This is a genomic window from Aciduricibacillus chroicocephali (genome assembly GCF_030762805.1).
Lineage (GTDB): Bacteria > Bacillota > Bacilli > Bacillales > Amphibacillaceae > Aciduricibacillus > Aciduricibacillus chroicocephali.
On the sequence record NZ_CP129113.1, the window covers coordinates 1,368,959 to 1,386,412 of the forward strand.

Annotated in this window: 20 protein-coding genes; all 20 read right to left on the reverse strand. The window is 42.1% G+C overall.

Going from position 1 to position 17,454, the window contains the following annotated elements; translation table 11 throughout:
• Window positions 1–56: 56 nt before the first annotated feature.
• Window positions 57–599: a ReoY family proteolytic degradation factor gene (locus QR721_RS07140; RefSeq protein ID WP_348025500.1), complete on the reverse strand. Its 543-nt coding sequence runs from the start codon at window positions 597–599 to the stop codon at window positions 57–59.
• A gap of 29 nt (window positions 600–628) precedes the next feature.
• On the reverse strand, window positions 629–1,930 hold the full coding sequence (locus QR721_RS07145) for a tetratricopeptide repeat protein (RefSeq protein WP_348025501.1): 1,302 nt from the start codon (window positions 1,928–1,930) through the stop codon (window positions 629–631).
• Window positions 1,931–2,027: 97 nt separating this feature from the next.
• Window positions 2,028–3,317: a 3-phosphoshikimate 1-carboxyvinyltransferase gene (gene aroA / locus QR721_RS07150; protein ID WP_348025502.1), complete on the reverse strand. Its 1,290-nt coding sequence runs from the start codon at window positions 3,315–3,317 to the stop codon at window positions 2,028–2,030.
• A gap of 26 nt (window positions 3,318–3,343) precedes the next feature.
• Window positions 3,344–4,447 carry a prephenate dehydrogenase gene (locus QR721_RS07155; protein ID WP_348025503.1) on the reverse strand — a complete coding sequence of 368 codons (1,104 nt, stop codon included), beginning with the start codon at window positions 4,445–4,447 and terminating at the stop codon, window positions 3,344–3,346.
• Window positions 4,444–5,550: a histidinol-phosphate transaminase gene (gene hisC, locus QR721_RS07160; RefSeq protein WP_348025504.1), complete on the reverse strand. Its 1,107-nt coding sequence runs from the start codon at window positions 5,548–5,550 to the stop codon at window positions 4,444–4,446. The genes QR721_RS07155 and hisC overlap by 4 nt, the downstream gene beginning before the upstream one ends.
• A 6-nt stretch (window positions 5,551–5,556) precedes the next feature.
• On the reverse strand, window positions 5,557–5,925 hold the full coding sequence (aroH, locus tag QR721_RS07165; protein WP_348025505.1) for a chorismate mutase: 369 nt from the start codon (window positions 5,923–5,925) through the stop codon (window positions 5,557–5,559).
• A complete protein-coding gene (gene aroB, locus QR721_RS07170; protein ID WP_348025506.1) occupies window positions 5,922–6,995 on the reverse strand; it encodes a 3-dehydroquinate synthase in 1,074 nt (357 codons plus the stop codon). The genes aroH and aroB overlap by 4 nt, the downstream gene beginning before the upstream one ends.
• 1 nt (window position 6,996) lies before the next feature.
• Window positions 6,997–8,163 carry a chorismate synthase gene (aroC, locus tag QR721_RS07175; protein WP_348025507.1) on the reverse strand — a complete coding sequence of 389 codons (1,167 nt, stop codon included), beginning with the start codon at window positions 8,161–8,163 and terminating at the stop codon, window positions 6,997–6,999.
• Window positions 8,164–8,233: 70 nt separating this feature from the next.
• Window positions 8,234–9,007 (reverse strand): CheR family methyltransferase, encoded by a 774-nt coding sequence (locus QR721_RS07180; RefSeq protein WP_348025508.1) that lies wholly within the window; start codon window positions 9,005–9,007, stop codon window positions 8,234–8,236.
• 68 nt (window positions 9,008–9,075) lie between these two features.
• Window positions 9,076–9,522, reverse strand: coding sequence for a nucleoside-diphosphate kinase (gene ndk / locus QR721_RS07185; RefSeq protein ID WP_348025509.1), 447 nt, complete (start codon window positions 9,520–9,522; stop codon window positions 9,076–9,078).
• Between the two features lie 152 nt (window positions 9,523–9,674).
• On the reverse strand, window positions 9,675–10,643 hold the full coding sequence (locus QR721_RS07190; protein ID WP_348025510.1) for a polyprenyl synthetase family protein: 969 nt from the start codon (window positions 10,641–10,643) through the stop codon (window positions 9,675–9,677).
• Between the two features lie 11 nt (window positions 10,644–10,654).
• Entirely contained in the window at window positions 10,655–11,380 is a 726-nt protein-coding gene (locus QR721_RS07195; RefSeq protein ID WP_348025511.1) for a demethylmenaquinone methyltransferase, read from the reverse strand.
• 3 nt (window positions 11,381–11,383) lie between these two features.
• Entirely contained in the window at window positions 11,384–12,157 is a 774-nt protein-coding gene (locus tag QR721_RS07200; protein ID WP_348025512.1) for a heptaprenyl diphosphate synthase component 1, read from the reverse strand.
• A gap of 74 nt (window positions 12,158–12,231) precedes the next feature.
• A complete protein-coding gene (mtrB, locus tag QR721_RS07205; protein WP_348025513.1) occupies window positions 12,232–12,468 on the reverse strand; it encodes a trp RNA-binding attenuation protein MtrB in 237 nt (78 codons plus the stop codon).
• Window positions 12,469–12,734: 266 nt separating this feature from the next.
• Window positions 12,735–13,007, reverse strand: a complete 273-nt coding sequence (locus QR721_RS07210; protein WP_348025514.1) for an HU family DNA-binding protein — start codon at window positions 13,005–13,007, stop codon at window positions 12,735–12,737.
• A gap of 297 nt (window positions 13,008–13,304) precedes the next feature.
• Complete coding sequence (gene spoIVA, locus QR721_RS07215) at window positions 13,305–14,783, reverse strand: stage IV sporulation protein A (protein WP_348025515.1); 1,479 nt, start codon at window positions 14,781–14,783, stop codon at window positions 13,305–13,307.
• Between the two features lie 172 nt (window positions 14,784–14,955).
• The gene (locus QR721_RS07220; protein WP_348025516.1) at window positions 14,956–15,678 is read right to left on the reverse strand and encodes a hypothetical protein; all 723 of its coding nucleotides are present in this window, start codon (window positions 15,676–15,678) and stop codon (window positions 14,956–14,958) included.
• Window positions 15,679–15,695: 17 nt separating this feature from the next.
• The gene (locus QR721_RS07225; protein ID WP_348025517.1) at window positions 15,696–15,896 is read right to left on the reverse strand and encodes a DUF2768 domain-containing protein; all 201 of its coding nucleotides are present in this window, start codon (window positions 15,894–15,896) and stop codon (window positions 15,696–15,698) included.
• 205 nt (window positions 15,897–16,101) lie between these two features.
• The gene (locus QR721_RS07230) at window positions 16,102–16,353 is read right to left on the reverse strand and encodes a stage VI sporulation protein F (RefSeq protein WP_348025518.1); all 252 of its coding nucleotides are present in this window, start codon (window positions 16,351–16,353) and stop codon (window positions 16,102–16,104) included.
• A 57-nt stretch (window positions 16,354–16,410) separates the two neighbouring features.
• Window positions 16,411–17,448, reverse strand: coding sequence for an NAD(P)H-dependent glycerol-3-phosphate dehydrogenase (locus tag QR721_RS07235; RefSeq protein WP_348025519.1), 1,038 nt, complete (start codon window positions 17,446–17,448; stop codon window positions 16,411–16,413).
• Window positions 17,449–17,454 lie beyond the last annotated feature (6 nt).

Sequence of the window (17,454 nt, forward strand, 5' to 3'; positions counted from 1 at the left end):
CAAGCTTATGGAAAAGCAAATGAAAAAGCAACCCTAAGCACATGGCTGGGGCTGCTTCAGTTGTTGATGTTCAGTTTTTCAAGCCGATCTGCCCAAATACGGAAAGCCTCTTTATCATGTCTGTCGAGCGCGTCATCTATCATTTTCAAACATTCATTCTTCTCATATTCGCGCAAAGTATGTTCGAGAATTCCTTCGGCTATTTTGCTGTCTTCTTCTGGAATCAGCTCATCTTTAAATGGGTTTTCCTCTAATACAGCTGCGTACAAAGCATTCTGCCGAGCATTTTTGAAGTTCAGCTGAATATATAAAGACTCATGCTTGTTCAAACGGATATCATGGAATGTTTTCTCAGCATCGACTGTCTCTAAATGATTTTTATAGAAACAGAACGGTTTGTCTTCTGTACATTGGCTGCTCATTACAATACCACGTGGACAGAGATTGGCATCATGGACAAAATGAACATTCTCAAGTATTTCCTGATGATTAAGCAGATATTTTAAAATCCATGTGCTTTCACGCTTCTTCAACCGGAATTCACCAAGAAACCAGCTAATAAAACTCTTTTTATCTTGAATTGTCACCGAACTCTCCAACTCCCATTCGTCCTCCTTTAAAACGGAAATCAACTAAGGAATTGACCATCTCCTGTACCATTGATGCGCGCAAGATAACCTGCCGTGTCGGCATCCAGCGGTTCAAGAGCCATATACTTGCCAAGAACTTCTGCTGCGTCAGCCATAAGTCCTTCCTCAACTAGAAAATACCCGAATTCCTTCAGAAAATCACTATCTTCTTGTAAAGATATATATGCTTCACGATATTGCTTTAATGCTTGTTTATAATTTTCCATTTCTGCGTATGCTTTAGCAGCAATCCAATTATAAAGCGCATCTTCAGCACCGATGTCTGAAATAGAGTCGATGAGTTCTATAGTTTCTTCATGCCTTTCTTGTTCCTCAAGCATTCGAGCAAGATATACGACTGCTTCCTTATAATCAGGATCAAGCGCTACTGCTTCTCGTATTAATCCTTCACCCTTTTTAAAAGACCCGAGTTGACATGCAAATGTACCAGCTTCAAAATAGAGTTCTTTATTAAAGGAATCTTTAGCTAGTCCTTTATTTGCTGTTTCTAATGCTTCCTCAAGCAGATTTTCATTCTCGTATGCTCTTGCCAGCCAACTATATACAGAGAGGTAATCAGGATCCTTCTCAATTAATTCTTCCCATGCTTTAATAGCGATGTCCATCCGATCTGCCTGGAATGCAGTGAAACCGTATTTGAACAAATGCTCAGGTTCTTCAGATGCATTCTCCTTATATAAATCAAGCGCTCGTTCTTCTTTGCCAAGAAGAGCCATGCATTCCGCAAGCCTTTCACTTACGGATACACCCGCAATTTCTTTCATTTCTTCCTGAACCTGCTCATAAAAATGCGCTGCACGTCCGTAATCACCTATTGAAAACAGCAATTCACCTAGTGCAAAATCAATAACAATTTCATTCGGGGCATGCTGTTTCGCCTGGAGCAGCTTCTGTTCTGCCACTTCAAAAAGCCCCTGTGCCTGATAAAGATCCGCTTGTTGCAAGGCTATTTCCAAATATTGAGGGTCCTCTGGATCAATTGTACCTTCTCCGATGAGTTGCAAAGCTTTTTCGTCTTCACCAAGTTCTATATATATATCCGCAAGCATTGCCGATAGTTCACTTTCTTCAGGAAATGAGGCGATAAGCTCCTCAAGAACCGGAACAGCTTTCTCGTAATAGCCAAGCTGTCTATAGAGTTCAGCCATTTCAAAAGCATCTTCCGGAGCAGCTTTCGCAACATGTTCATCCAGTAATTCAACGGCTTGCTCAATTTTATCTTCATTTATATAATGTAACGCCTGATCAAGAACATTCATTCCAGCTACAGCACCTTTCATCGTACACTTCATCCTTGAATAGTAACATATGAAGCGCATTATTTCTTCTTACTGAGCTTGAACAGATAAAAAAAGAATGAGAGCAGCAAAATGGCTCTCATTCCTGTATAGAATGGAAATGTTCAAAAAATGTCGGATATGATATTTGTATTGAAGAGATGTCATCAATAACGACTGCCCCTTCCGAAACAAATGAAGCAATTGCCGCCATCATGGCAATTCGGTGATCGTGGTAACTTCTCACTAAGCCACCTTTAAGTGGTGTCTCCCCTTTTATAGCCATTCCATCTTCAGTTGGGGAAATCGATGCACCTAGTGTACCGAGAACATCCTCAACAGCTGCAATCCGGTCTGTTTCCTTGACACGGAGCTCTTCTGCATCACGGACGATAGTCTCACCTTCAGCCTGGCTTGCAATCAGTGCTATAATCGGTATCTCATCAATAAGTCGAGGAATCATATCCCCTTCTATAACAATGCCCTTCAATTTACTGTAGCGCACTGTAATGTCACCGAACTTTTCACCGCCAGTTTCATTTACGTTGTCAATTGAAAGGTCTGCTCCCATCTGTTCCAGGACGTCCAGAATTCCGGTTCTAGTCTTATTAAGACCTACTCTTTTAAGCGTAAGTTCACTTCCCGGCACAATTGCAGCAGCAGCTAAATAAAAGGCGGCCGAGGAAATATCCCCAGGGACGACTACGTCAGTAGCTACAAGACGATATTTATTTGTAATCCGGATTTCTTCTCCAGCAACAGTCAAATCTGCCCCAAAAGCCCGAAGCATATTCTCAGTATGATCTCTTGTCGGTGTTTTCTCGATGACAGTTGTCTCTCCATCTGCCAATAATCCTGCCAAAAGTACAGCGGATTTTACTTGAGCACTTTTCAGAGGCATTTCATATGTAATCGAGTGAAGTTGTTTTCCTCTTATTGAGATTGGCAAATATGAGCCGCCTTCTCGGCCATCGAATTGCGCTCCCATCTGACGTAGCGGATTGACGACACGGTCCATTGGACGTTTTGTCAGATAAGGATCACCATATGCCATTGAGAAGAAAGGCAGTCCAGCAAGAACGCCTAGCATAAGCCGGGCAGTAGTGCCCGAATTTCCAAAATAAAGAGGTACGAGCGGTTCATTCAGACCGTCAATCCCTTTACTATTTACTACAACGTTCGTGCCATCAACCTCTATTTCCACACCCATTGCCTGAAAAGCATGAATGGTGCGCAGACAGTCTTCACCGTCAAGGAAATTTTCTATTTTTGTCGTGCCTTTAGCGAGTGAACCGAAAATGACAGATCTATGAGATATGGATTTGTCTCCGGGAATTTCAATATTGCCTTTAAGAGGTCTTTTGGCAGGCGCCAATGACAATTCTCCCATTGCCAACATCCTTTCTTATAAACAGCTTAGATTTCAACCATGATGTCGTAATCATTAGACTTTAATATTTCACATGCTTTGCTGTGGTCTTCCCACGAACCAAGACTTATACGCAATGCACCCATGATGCCTTCACGAATCTCAAGTATTCTGAAGTTGCGCAAGCTGATGTCATGTTCAGCAAGCAACTGGACAACTTTCGCAATGGCTCCCGTCTGGTCTCTGATATCTACATATATATCGAAGAAAGAAGGCAGAGCACCTTTTTTCTTGGTTCCAAGTCCATCACGGTAATCCTTCGCTTCCTGTAAATACGAAATCATCTCTTCTTTCCTGTTCTCGACGATTAATTGCTTTAAATGATTCATTTCCTCAATTGAATTATCGAGCATAAGCAACAGTTTTTCCTGGTTATGGTGGAATATGTCCTGCCATAAGTAAGGATTACTTGATGCAATACGCGTAATATCACGAAAACCACCGGCGGCAAGATCACGCAAATATGGGTGCTTTCTTTGCCATTTGCTAGCCTGCTGAACGAGCGAAGATGCAAGCAAATGAGGGAAATGCGAAATTATTCCAGTCATCTCATCATGTTCATCTGAATTCAGAGTCAGGAAGTGGCTTTGTGTGTTGACAAGCGCTGACTTGATTTCTTCAATATGCTCCTCTTTGCAGCGCGGCCCTGGAGTAAGAACGTAAATCGCATTTTCGAATAAATGCGTTTTAGCTGCTTGAACACCTTTTTTATGAGAGCCTGCCATTGGATGACCGCCGACAAAAATTAGATGTTCATTTTCCAAATTGTTTGCTGTGTCTAATATAGCGCCTTTGACAGAACTCGCATCAGATACGATAACATCATGATCGAATGTGATTCGGTCAAGTTCATGCAGAAGAGAAATGGTTGCTGAGATAGGAGATGCAAGAAATATCATCTCAGCTCTTTGTGCAGCTTCGACAAAATTTGATGTAATTTCATGAATAATCCCGTTTTCCAATGCGAACTCTAAAGTCTGCTCATCAATATCGTAACCGATGACATGGTGTTCATTGACAAGCGCCATTCCTTTGGCAAGTGAACCACCAATCAGTCCAAGACCTGCTACAAGTATGACCTTTTTGCTCATTCTTCCACCTTGGCGAATACAGCATCTATTTCTCTAATCGCCTGCTTCATCAGTTCCATGTCATCTGCTTTACCGATTGTTACACGTATTGTCTGAGGCCAGCCCACTTTGGAACCTGGACGGATAATGAAACCCCGTTCGAGAAGCTTTTGGAAGACTTCTATATCATCAGTCGGTGTCTTCACCAATAGAAAATTCGTTTCGGAAATAAAACATTCCCAGCCAATACTGTTCAGAAATTCAGCAAAGTCTTCACGAATTTCAATATTTTTTACTGTAACTTCGTTAATAAACGATTGATCCCCAAGGGCAGCAACTGCAGCCTTTTGAGCAATACTTGATGTGTTGAAAGGTCCCCTCGCAACATTTAATTTGCCAATAATGCTGGAATTGCCGATGGCATAGCCAATACGCAATCCGGCAAGACCGTATGCTTTGGAAAATGTTCGCAAAATGAGCAAATTAGGATACTTGCGGAATTTGTCCAAGGCATGCAAGTCAGATTCCTTTCTTGCAAACTCATAATAAGCTTCATCTAGCACAACGAGTACATTATTAGGACACTGATCCATGAAACGGTTCAGTTGCTCTTCTGTAATTGGACAGCCTGTTGGATTATTTGGAGAGCAAATCCAGACAATTGCTGTATCTTCATCAATTTGTGCAAGCATTTCATCCAGGTCATGATCACCAGTTTCCTTTAGGGGTACTTCACGCGCTTCGGCACCTTCGATTCTTGCCTGATGTTTATATTGCGGGAATGTCGGTACCGCCATTACAGTATTCTTGCCTTTCTCGAGGAAACAGCGTGAAATGATTAAAATCATTTCATCAAGCCCTGAGCTGAATGCAATCTCATCTTCTTCAATTGAGAGATGAATTGCAAGAGCTGAGCTTAACTCTGTTGCGTGACCGTCGGGATAAATATTGAAATCAATGTCAGCATCTTTCAAAACAGATTTCACCTTAGGAGAAAATCCAAAAGGGTTCTCATTTGACGCTAGTTTTACGATATGATCCAGATTATATTTTCTTTTCACTTCTTCTGTCTGCATCCCCTGTTCGTAAGGGCGCAACTCTTTCAGTATATCTTTTCCTTCCATTTCTCCTCACTCACCTTGCACGAGATCGGGACGCAATTTTATTGCTTCATTAAGAAACACATGTTGTACGTCCTGTTGTTTTGCTGTCGTTTCAGCTACCATCATTATGCGAATGCACTTCTCCAGTGCACCTGGAACATCAATCTCCTGCATACACATAACAGGCACATGTGTACAGCCAGGGAGACTGCGTAATGCCTTTGCTGGGAAAGCAGTATCCAAATCCTTCGTAGCTGATACAAGAACATGGGAAATGGATTCAGGCTCTATATTATTCCTGGAAAGAATCTCTTGAAAAAGACGTGTCGTCTCTTCCAGGATGATTCCACTTTCATTTACCTCTACTGTTGTGGCTCCTCTGATGCCTCGCATCATGCTTTCACCATCTTTCCAAGAAATGAGCTCAGCTCTTCAAGAAGCTCTTCTTTTGTAAATTCCACCGTCTCCGGCTTGCCAATCTCCTTGAGCAAGACCATTGGGATACGATCATTCAATACTTTCTTATCGGAAGCCATTTTCGCTAGCAGATCATTTGGGTTCAATTGTGGCAGACTTGATGGATATGCATTAGCCTTCATCCAGCTAGTCAATTCTTCAAGCGGCAAGTTGACTCCATAATATTTCTGACTTAATCCTAGTGCGAAAAGCATGCCGATTGCAATTGCCTCGCCATGCGTCATTTTTCCATATCCGAGTTCTGCTTCTATCGCATGACCGAGAGTATGTCCGAAGTTAAGGAATTTGCGCACGCCCGATTCTTTTTCATCTTCCTCGACGATTCGTGCCTTTACTTCAATACCTTGCTGTAGATGAGAGATGAGACGCTCATTGTTCATTTCATCAAGTGAAGCAGCCATAATATCTTCGAAAAATGCTACATCGGATATTAATGCCTCTTTGACAAGTTCAGCATATCCGGAGCGAATTTCTGCTTTAGAAAGTGTATGGACAGTCTCAACATCATATATGACTGCACGAGGAGGATAGAAATTGCCAATCATATTTTTTCCTAGAGCATGGTTGATCGCCACTTTACCACCAACGCTGCTGTCATGTGCAAGAATTGTCGTAGGTACTTGTATGTAATCAATTCCACGCATATAAGTTGCGGCAACAAAGCCGGCGAGGTCACCTACAACCCCGCCGCCAAGGGCGATGATCAGGGAATTGCGATTCAAACCATTTTCAATGGCTTTCGTATGCAACTCGTAAAACTGTTCAATACTCTTGGACTGTTCGCCAGCAGGAATAACAGCAGTGAACACTTTTTCATTCGCAAGGCTATTCTGCACATCTTTCAGATAAAGTTTACTAACATGGCTGTCAGTTATAATCAGGACGGAGGCATATTTTTTACTAAGAACCTCAGACAAGTTGAATCGTAACTTCTCGCCAATCATAATTTTATATGGATGTGTACTAGTTTGAACTTTGATTTCTTTCAAATCAGAAACACCTTATTTCTTCCCGGTAATCATCAAGCGCTTTTTTCAATTGTGGGAACTGATCACTTGTGAACTGCTCTGTAAGTGCGTTAGCAAGCTCGAAAGCAACAATGTGCTCCATTACGACTGCAGCGGCAGGTACAGCACATGAGTCGGATCTTTCAACACCTGCGTTGAATGGCTCCTTCGTTTCAATGTCAACGCTTTTCAATGGCTTATATAAAGTAGGAATTGGCTTCATGACTCCTTTTACGACAATTGGCATTCCTGTCGTCATCCCACCTTCAAAACCTCCAAGTCGATTTGTTCTGCGGGAATAGCCGTTCTCTTCACTCCAGATGATTTCATCATGTACTTCACTTCCATTGCGTCGTGCAGCCTCAAATCCTATTCCAAATTCAACACCTTTGAAAGCATTGATGCTCATCACAGCGCCTGCTACCTTACCGTCTAATTTACGGTCATAGTGCACATAGGAGCCGATTCCAGCAGGCATGCCTTCAACATAGACTTCACATACGCCCCCAATGGAATCTCCGTCTTTTTTTGCTTGATCAATTGCGTCCATCATCTTTTGCTCGACTTCAGAATCCAGAACACGAACAGGAGATTCTTCAGAAATTTCCTGCTTCTGCTTAATCGAAAGACCTTCGATTTCCTTCGCCTGGATTCCAGCTATTTCTTTTACATAGCCACAAATCTCAATACCAAGATGACGTAGCATTGTCTTAGCTACCGCACCAGCCGCAACACGTGCCGCTGTTTCACGAGCAGAAGAACGTTCCAATACATTTCGCATGTCGCGATGTCCATATTTAAGGGCACCATTCAAATCTGCATGACCTGGACGTGGACGTGATAGAATTCGGCGGATCTCTTCATCATCTTCAATCGGGTTTTCACCCATGATATCTGTCCAATGCTTAAAATCATCATTATTGACTACTAAAGCAATTGGCGAGCCAAGGGTATAGCCATGACGCACTCCACTCTTGATATCAATAAGATCCTTCTCGATTTTCATGCGTCTTCCGCGGCCGTGTCCTTTCTGGCGGCGAAGTGTAGATTCATTTATGTCATCGGGCAGTAGCGGCATGTTAGCCGGTACGCCTTCAATAATAGTTGTAAGCTGTTTTCCATGTGATTCTCCAGCTGTCAAGTAGCGCATATGCCGTCTCCTTTTGATAGTATAATAGATTTAAAAGAATAAAATTTTTCAAATAATTTACTATATAGAATTACGCCTTTTGATAAAAAAACGTATCAAAAAGCGAAAAGCCATACTGTTCTGCACTGAAAATTTGTTCAGTGCTTCCTACGAACAGAATACCGTTCTGTTTAAGTGAATTGCTGAAATTCTGATAGATTACAGACTTTGCTTCATCTGTAAAATAGATTAGGACATTTCTGCATACAATCAGATCAAGATCTCGGGGATACCTGTCAGCAAGCAGATTATGCTTCTTGAACTCGATTAACTGACGTACATCGCGATTGACCTCAAAAAGACCATTCTTTTCAACAAAGTACTTTTTCTCAAGACCTGAAGGCAGCTCTTTTAGTGACTGCTTCTGGTAAATACCTTGCTTTGCCCTTGCCAGAATATTCTCATCTATATCAGTAGCGAGGATATTCACTTTTAATGCTGGGAAATATTCCTTCATCAAGATGGAGAGACTATAAGGCTCCTCACCAGTGGAACATGCAGCACTCCATATGTTCAAACGTGTCTTTCCTTTACTGACAGAGGGAATAACCTTGTTCTTCAAGACTTCCCAACGCTGAGGATTCCGAAAGAACTCGGAAACGTTAATCGTCAGGCGATCTGTAAATTCTGAGAGAAGCTCGCTGTCTTTATTTAGCGCTTCATAATATGTATTGAAATCCTTATAGCCTCGTTTGTTGCGGAGAGAAATGATGCGGCGCTTCATCTGTGCTTCCTTATAAAGAGAAAGGTCGATACCGAGCTTTCTTTTGATCCTGCCTATAAATTCAGGATAGTTTTCACTCATTCGCATACGCCTCTTTCAGGTGAATCATTGGACAACCTCCGTCAGAAACGGAGGTTGTCCAATGATTCTTAGTAGATCCAATCGCGATCTTGCTTATCGTAAGAAACGAGCTCGCTTTCGTTGAAGAAAAGACCAATTTCTCTTTCTGCGCTTTCTGCAGAATCAGAACCGTGAATAATGTTCTTGCCAACTGTAACAGCAAAGTCACCACGGATAGTTCCTGGAGCAGCTTCAGCAGGATTTGTCTTACCCATCATTTCACGAGCAGTAAGGATAACGCCTTCGCCTTCCCATACCATTGCAAAAACAGGACCAGAAGTGATGAAATCAACAAGTTCGCCGAAGAATGGGCGTTCTTTGTGCTCACCATAATGCTGTTCAGCAAGTTCGTTAGAAATCTGCATCAATTTTGCACCAACAAGTTTGAAACCCTTTTTTTCAAAACGCTGTACAATTTCACCAGTCAGATTACGCTGTACACCGTCTGGTTTTACCATCAAGAAAGTTTTTTCCATTTTGAATGACACCTCTTATGTATATGTTTATTATTCTGGGTTATTGCCATGGATCTTCAATAGCTTTTCCACTTGCAAAAATTCCATGCACTCATTTTATCATAATGATATAGGAATTGAACAGCGACAATAGACATTTTCACTCAATTCGGTTAAAAACTTCGCTTTCCCATATAGGCCGCTATATCAACAAGTGTTCTTTTTTCCTTTGAATCTTCAAACCCGTCCAAAGAATCCAGTGCCTTTTGCAAGTAGCGATTACTCATCGCATATGACCTTTCAATAGCCCCAAGCTGCTTCATAGAATCCACGAGACGTCTAACATCCTTCGTCGACGCTCCACGTTCAATTGTTTCTTTAACAAGCTTTGCAAAATCAGCATCCTTCATCGCTTCCAGTACAGGCAACGTAATGTTCCCCTGCAAAAGATCATTTCCAGAAGGCTTGCCTAGCTGCTTTGCAGAAGCAGTGAAATCAAGTATATCGTCAATAATCTGGTAGGACATGCCTAAATAATATCCATATTTGAACAGCTTTACAGCAGATTTTTCTGGCAGTCCGGAAATCAATGCTCCCATTTTGCAGCAGGTCGCAATAAGAATTGCCGTTTTACGGCGAATACGACGTAAATAAATGCGTAAATTCTGCTCCCAGTCAAATTTGTAGCGAATTTGTTCAATCTCACCCTTGCATACTTCCACAATTGTATTTGAGAGTAATCTGTGGATTTCAGCGCTCTCGATATTAGTAATGCTCTCCAGTGCACATGCAAGGATGTAGTCACCTGTATACATAGAGGTCCGGTTATCATAGTGCACTCTGATTGTAGGTTTGCCACGCCTTAGCCAAGCATTGTCTATTACATCATCATGTACAAGGGTTGCCATATGAATCAGCTCAATTGAGACAGCGGCGTCAATAAGAGGCGTTTTTCCCTTGTCTGGCCCAAGTGCTCCAGAGAGCAGCACAAATAAAGGACGTATCCTCTTGCCTCCTGCTTTTAGTAATTGCTCTGAAGTCTGACGCAGTATCGGCTGATTCGCCTGCACGGAATTTCGTAGCGTTTCTTCAATCAGGTCCAAATCTTTTTTTAAATATCCGTAAGTCTTCGCTAATTTCATGCTTGTCACCTTTATCGTGATTTCGGTTTTAGAATCTTGAACCCGATATGCGCCGCTGCCACGCCTCCCGTGTAACTCTTCACGACTACCTGGTCAAAACCGGCATTCAGGAACATCTTTTCAAGCTCTTTCTTGCCGGGAAAATCTTTAGCCGATTCGTAAAGCCACTCATACTCCTCGTAGCTTTTAACTAGAAGCTTGCCAAACATTGGCATAATGTATTTGAAATACAAATAGTAACCTTGACGGAATACTGGCAAGGTTGGCTGGGAAGTTTCCAAACAAACCGCCATCCCGCCCGGTTTCAAAACTCTGTACATCTCATGAAGTACTCTATCGTAATTAGGTACGTTTCTCAGACCAAATCCGATTGTTACATAGTCGAATGTGCTATCGGCAAATGGCAGATCCATCGCGTCGCCTTGAATAAATTCAATATCGTTTGGCGGAAGTTTCTTTTTTCTTTTTTCAGCAACAGAAAGCATATTGGCACTGAAATCAAGACCTGTCACTTTGCCATTTGCGCCAGCTGCTTTCGCTAAAGCAAATGTCCAGTCTCCTGTCCCACAGCAAAGATCTAGACATCGAGCACCGGGCTGCACGTTCATTCGTTCCATTACATCTTTACGCCATGCTTTATGACGCTGGAAAGAAATTACGGAATTCATAAAATCATAATTTCCATAAATTGATTCAAAAACATCATGTACGCGTTCTGACTTCGACTGTTCTCTCAATCTTTACCCTTCTTTCCATGCTTGCCTCTTTTCTTCCATCTTCTGCCAGCGTTTAGCAGCCTCTTCATACAAATCAGCCAGTAAACAGCCATCTCGCCAATCCCCAAGCAAGTCTTCAAGGCGTGCTTCTCTACCTTTCCTGTAAGAAGCAATTGAGACATCCGAACGTCCAGAAAGCCATAGTTTGTAAAGTGCTTCTTCACCACTATCAGAAGACCCGGCTATTTCATCCAAATAGGAGGTCGCCTCCAAATAGTGTTCAATTTGCCTGCAATGTTGTTCATCCATACCTATGAAAGCTGCGACACGAATGACGATACGACTGGCAATTTTGCCATAGTAAGAAGCGAATTCAGTAAACGAGGCAACTTGCCGATGATATAGCTCCATCTTTAGTTCGTTAATCTCCTTGATGGCATCTGCAAGAAGACGGATAAATAAAATATCACCGGAATGAGAGAGGAGCAGGTAATAAAGCCCGCTGTAATAGTCTCCGGCAAGAACTGTAAGCTGTGTGCTTCTCGCGGCTTGTTCTCCTTTTTTTTCTACATTATGAACAGTAATAGAATCGTGTGTATCCAAAGCTGTCTGAACAAGCATTGCTGGGATGATGTATGCGATCTTTTCCTCTTTATATGCAGGTGCGCTGTCAAAAACCTTAGACAGCACACGAAGCCCCTCTTCAAAAAGAAGTGGTTGATCAAGATGAAGATCGAGGTAATAGTTCTCCATATGTTTTTTTATTGTATGTTTTAAAATGCCAATTTCCTGAGACACTTTCTGATCACCTGCATTTCACTCTGGACATTATTATCCGTCTAGACCTTGTCAGCCATATTGCCATTCAGCCTTTAATTTTCGGTACTGTCGCTCTCAATCGTACCGTTTGCCGTCTGTATTAAAGCTTTCCCCCTGATCTTCACCGCTGAAGTATGCTCAGTGAACTGAGCAACCATTACCTCGCCGCAATCAAGTTTTTCCGCATGATGAAATTTTGTATCCGTGCCTCTCGTCAAACCAATTACCTTCACACCGTCTTCCAGTGCCTTGATTACGATAAAATCAGTTTTGCCAACTGGCTGCTCCATATTCTCGCCTCCTTGCACAAATATGTCCCGTTCCAATGATTGAGGATTTCTCTACAAGGTATGTTGCAAGCAACGTCCACAACTTCAGCAGAGATACTTGCAACTCACAATCCTAATTCATCTTTAATTCATCTTTATTTAATATCCACTATAGCACTTGGCGTGTCAAACAATTCGCAGGATATAGCAAATAGATATATGTAATAAATGGAAAAGGAGGACGCTCATGCGCCCTCCTGGATTTTCAGTGAAGCCCTATGTATGAATTAGTTAACAGCATCTTTAAGGGCTTTACCTGGTTTGAATGCAGGAACCTTGCTTGCAGGGATATCAATCTCAGCACCAGTTTGCGGATTGCGGCCTTTGCGTGCAGAACGTTCGCGCACTTCAAAGTTACCGAAGCCGATCAACTGGACTTTATCGCCATCCTTCAAAGCTTCAGCTACTGTATCAAATACAGCATCAACTGCCTTTGTCGCATCCTTTTTAGAAAGTTCGCTCTTTTCGGCAACAGCATTGATCAAATCTGTTTTATTCATGACTTCACCTCCTCACAAATGAATCATATTAGAACAAGTTTTTCTTGCTCGTATTTGTTCATCATTTCCGAAAAAATTATGCACAAAATCATCTGTATCAAGGGATGACAACGATTATACTAACCGACTTCAAACAAAAATTCAATCATTATCCCCGGAAAATAGGCATTTTTATTATAAAAGTTATATCAAACAAGGATGTTTCTTAGTATGACTTGAATTTTTGTAAATATTTTCATGCAAGTAGCTGACTATTTTGAAATTACGCAAAAAAATAATAGCAGCTTGGATAAGCTGCTATAAAATGATGGCGATCAGACCGCCTGAACCTTCATTAATAATTCTCTCTAAAGTGTCTTTCAACTTGTAGCGTGCATTTTCTGGCATAAGAGAGATTTTTGCCTGGATGCCTTCACGTACAATTGAACTGAGTGAGCGGCCAAAGATATCAGACTCCCAAATTGATAGAGGATCTTCTTCAAAGTCCTGCATCAAATAACGCACAAGCTCTTCACTCTGTTTCTCAGTCCCAATGATTGGAGAAAATTCGGACTCTACTTCAACTTTAATCATATGAATTGAAGGAGCGACCGCTTTTAATCTGACCCCGAACCTAGAGCCTTGGCGTATAATTTCAGGTTCATCGAGCTGCATATCGTGAACTGCTGGAGCAGCAATACCATAGCCTGTCTGCTTTACCATCTGCAAGGCACCTGAAATCTGGTCATACTCTCTCTTTGCATGTGAGAAGTCCTGCATCAGTTCAAGAAGATGCTCCTTGCCCCTTACTTCTTCTCCCACAATCTCTTTCAAGATTTGATCATATAGCTGGTCCGGGGCATGCAAATCGATTTCTGCAATCCCTTCACCCATTTCCATACCGGCAATATTCGCTCTCTCAATGTATTCGAATTCCGTGAACTCACCGACAATCTGATCAACATCTCGCAGACGCTTGATGTTTTGCACAGTTGATTGGATTGCTTCCTCATAACTTCCACGCAACCAGTGTCTCTCATCAAGTACCATTACCCAGCTTGGCAAATTAACATTTACCTCAAGTACAGGGAATTCGTATAGTGCCTCTCTCAATACACTATAAATATCGTGTTCTGTCATCGATTCTACGCTCATAGCAAGTACAGGGATGTTATATTCCTCTGCCAATTCCCGTTTCATTGCCTCTGTTTCAGGACTGCTAGGTCTTGTTGTATTGATGACCATGATAAATGGCTTTCCTACTTCTTTAAGCTCCTCAACGATACGTGCTTCTGCTTCTACATAGTCAGCTCGATCAATCTCCCCAATTGTTCCATCTGTCGTTACGACGACACCAATTGTAGAATGTTCTTGGATTACTTTTCTCGTGCCGATCTCTGCAGCATCGTGGAAAGGAATCGGCTCCTCATACCATGGTGTATGAATCATTCTAGGTCCATTTTCATCTTCGAAGCCCTTAGCGCCTTTAACTGCGTAACCAACACAATCGACGAGCCTTACATTGACATCAAGCCCTTCTTCCACATTCAATGAAACGGCCTGATTTGGTACGAATTTAGGTTCTGTCGTCATAATTGTTTTGCCTGCAGCACTCTGTGGCAGTTCATCATGTGCTCTTGAGCGTTCTCCCTCATCTTCCATATTCGGAAGAACTACAAGCTCCATAAATCTCTTAATAAATGTCGACTTTCCTGTCCTCACTGCACCAACGATACCAAGGTAGATGTCACCATTCGTCCGTTTCGAAATATCTTTGAAAATATCAACTTTCTCCATAACCGATCCCTCCTGATTTTGCTGCCAATTATGATGTAGAAACTGCAATGTCTGTATCTGGACAATCCCATTCTATGATTGCTTGAAACAGTCTATTCCAAAAAAATATGAAGCCATAAAAATAACCCTTGCAGTATCATATGGCTGCAAGGGTAAGAAATATGCTCTATTTCTATTTATCTGTCTTGTATTCAGGTTCGCCGTCGACATCAATTGCTCGAACAGAGTATGCAGGCAATACAGGAGAATGCGCTGTAAGCAACTCTCTCAGGTCAGTTGCATCTTTTGATTTTTCCGGTTTTTCCTTTATTAATTCATAAAAATCAATTCGATAATCCACATATAAATTACCATCAATATCCATAATGATTGGCAATTTTTTATGAGAATAAGGGCTTTCCACTGTAGGCATCTGTTTTAATTTCAACTTCTTATAGTCCAGTTCATATAATGTTCCTGATATTGGCTTACCGAATGGCGGATATGTATGAATCTGTCTGTACGTTTGCAGACGCGCCTGAACTGTTCTCAGCTTTTCTGCCATCCGTAAATCTATAACCTTCACAGTAGGATTCTCGTCAGGATCCAGAATGGCATATTGATAAAAGCCACCATTCTCGAAAGCGCTTCCGGGAATCTGGTCGATGAGACCTCTCTCCTTAAGCGGCTGAAAGTCGATAAGATGCTGCTCGTAGATCGGAGTATCAGCAGGCTTTGTTTTAATCGGCAAAAGCCCCTTTGTCTCCTCCCTGTATGCGTTCACAGCGTTCTGTACGTTCTCAAGCTGCACTTTGGGTGGTATTTTGTTTTTGGCCAATTCCTTGTCAGGATACAGGCAACCTGTCAATAAGAGCGGAATGAGGCAAATGGTTAACAAACGAATGATTTTCTTCATGATATGTCTCCTTGCTGCTAAGAACCCGTAGGTCCGCTAAAAACAATATAGAGAATGATAAGTCCACCGGCAAAAAAGGAGAAATAGGCAATAAGTGCTGTCAGTATAGAAAAGATTCCTTTCAATTTCCTGCGGCTTAACTCAATCAGTACGGCAGCAACGATAAGCAGTGCCATTCCTCCAAAAGATATGTACATATTCAGCATGGACTGGGACAATCGCTCTCCCTCCAATCAACAGTAATGGTTAAGCACCATTATAGCATAAAGAAATATACAAAAAAGTCACAACAATAAGAAAACCGCATGGATTGGGCTTCTCCATGCGGTTTGACTAAATAATCCCCAGCTGCAGTACCTGATATAGTGTACAGTCCATACTATGTCGCATACGGACCTGGCGTATATGCTATCGCCCGGCAGTCTATTTCTTGAACAATGAATTAAAATCGGCTGGCATTTTATTCGTAATGATTGTACGCACAAGCTGGTCTTCCTTCTCTTTTGAAAGTGGCTTGTTGGCGAGAGTCGCAAGTCTTCTCACGAGATTACGTACAGTCGCTTCATCGGAAAAATCGGCGTTTTTAACAGAATTGGCAACTTGAAAAACTTCATTCGGGTCAATATTTGCCTTCTTCTGAATCTTATCGAACATGCCTTTCTGAAATTCATTCATGCGGCTTCCCCCCTGCATATTGATTCAACTTAATGTATGCAAGGGATCGCCCGTATGTTACTTGCCTTGGTCTTTTCTTAGTATAGATGCAAAGTCATCCATTTCTTCACGTTTTGTCCGTGTCATGAGCTGCTGAACGATTTCTGCAGCATCTCGTTTTTCGAATAGGAGCTGATGAATGGCATCTACAATGGGCATCTCAATATTTTGCCTGCGTGCAAGTTCATAAGCAGCTTCTGTCGTCCGTACACCTTCTACGACCATGCCCATCTGTTCTAGCACTGCTTCGAGTTTGTCCCCCTTGCCAAGCAAATTGCCCGCTCGCCAATTTCTACTATGTACACTTGTACATGTAACAATCAAATCTCCCACACCGGGCAATCCAAGGAAGGTGAGCGGGTTGGCACCCAATGAAGTCCCAAGACGGGCGATTTCAGCAAGACCGCGCGTAATAAGAGCCGCCTTTGCGTTATCTCCATAGCCAAGGCCATCCGAAACTCCTGCTCCAAGTGCAATAATATTTTTAAGTGCACCACCAAGCTCAATGCCAACGATATCGTTACTCGTATAAACACGGAACGATTCATTGAAGAAGAGATTTTGAGCGCGAACAGCATGTTCAATCTGCAAGGAAGAAACTGTTACGGTTGTCGGCTGCCGTTGTGCCACTTCTTCTGCATGGCTTGGTCCGGAAAGAACAATAATTTCTTTATATTCATAGTTCTCAAGCTCTTCATTAAGCATTTCCGATACACGCTTCATCGTTTTCGGTTCAATACCTTTTGTTGCATGAATGACAATTGCCTCTTTTTCGAGGAATGGATCCACTTTTTTTGCCACTTCGCGGATTGCTTTCGTCGGTACGACAAAGACGACTGCCTCACTACCTTTAACAGAAGCTTCTAAATCAGAAGAAGCCTTAATGCCTTCTGGAAGGTCAGCATCAAGATATTTGTTATTACGGTGAGTTTCATTAATTTCTTCTGCCTGCTCGGCCCGATGCGTCCAGAGACGCACGTCATGTCCATTGTCAGCAAGCACGATAGAGAGGGCTGTGCCCCAGCTGCCTGCTCCCAAAACAGCTACTTTTGCCATGATCTG

What these genes read in the sequence shown, in the direction of transcription:
- QR721_RS07145 (WP_348025501.1), bottom strand. Translation starts at nt 1,930, where the DNA reads ATGAAAGGTGCTGTAGCTGGAATGAATGTTCTTGATCAGGCGTTACAT.
- aroA (WP_348025502.1), bottom strand. Translation starts at nt 3,317, where the DNA reads ATGGGAGAATTGTCATTGGCGCCTGCCAAAAGACCTCTTAAAGGCAAT.
- QR721_RS07155 (WP_348025503.1), bottom strand. Translation starts at nt 4,447, where the DNA reads ATGAGCAAAAAGGTCATACTTGTAGCAGGTCTTGGACTGATTGGTGGT.
- hisC (WP_348025504.1), bottom strand. Translation starts at nt 5,550, where the DNA reads ATGGAAGGAAAAGATATACTGAAAGAGTTGCGCCCTTACGAACAGGGG.
- aroH (WP_348025505.1), bottom strand. Translation starts at nt 5,925, where the DNA reads ATGATGCGAGGCATCAGAGGAGCCACAACAGTAGAGGTAAATGAAAGT.
- aroC (WP_348025507.1), bottom strand. Translation starts at nt 8,163, where the DNA reads ATGCGCTACTTGACAGCTGGAGAATCACATGGAAAACAGCTTACAACT.
- QR721_RS07180 (WP_348025508.1), bottom strand. Translation starts at nt 9,007, where the DNA reads ATGAGTGAAAACTATCCTGAATTTATAGGCAGGATCAAAAGAAAGCTC.
- ndk (WP_348025509.1), bottom strand. Translation starts at nt 9,522, where the DNA reads ATGGAAAAAACTTTCTTGATGGTAAAACCAGACGGTGTACAGCGTAAT.
- QR721_RS07190 (WP_348025510.1), bottom strand. Translation starts at nt 10,643, where the DNA reads ATGAAATTAGCGAAGACTTACGGATATTTAAAAAAAGATTTGGACCTG.
- mtrB (WP_348025513.1), bottom strand. Translation starts at nt 12,468, where the DNA reads ATGGAGCAGCCAGTTGGCAAAACTGATTTTATCGTAATCAAGGCACTG.
- QR721_RS07210 (WP_348025514.1), bottom strand. Translation starts at nt 13,007, where the DNA reads ATGAATAAAACAGATTTGATCAATGCTGTTGCCGAAAAGAGCGAACTT.
- spoIVA (WP_348025515.1), bottom strand. Translation starts at nt 14,783, where the DNA reads ATGGAGAAAGTTGATATTTTCAAAGATATTTCGAAACGGACGAATGGT.
- QR721_RS07220 (WP_348025516.1), bottom strand. Translation starts at nt 15,678, where the DNA reads ATGAAGAAAATCATTCGTTTGTTAACCATTTGCCTCATTCCGCTCTTA.
- QR721_RS07230 (WP_348025518.1), bottom strand. Translation starts at nt 16,353, where the DNA reads ATGAATGAATTTCAGAAAGGCATGTTCGATAAGATTCAGAAGAAGGCA.
- QR721_RS07235 (WP_348025519.1), bottom strand. Translation starts at nt 17,448, where the DNA reads ATGGCAAAAGTAGCTGTTTTGGGAGCAGGCAGCTGGGGCACAGCCCTC.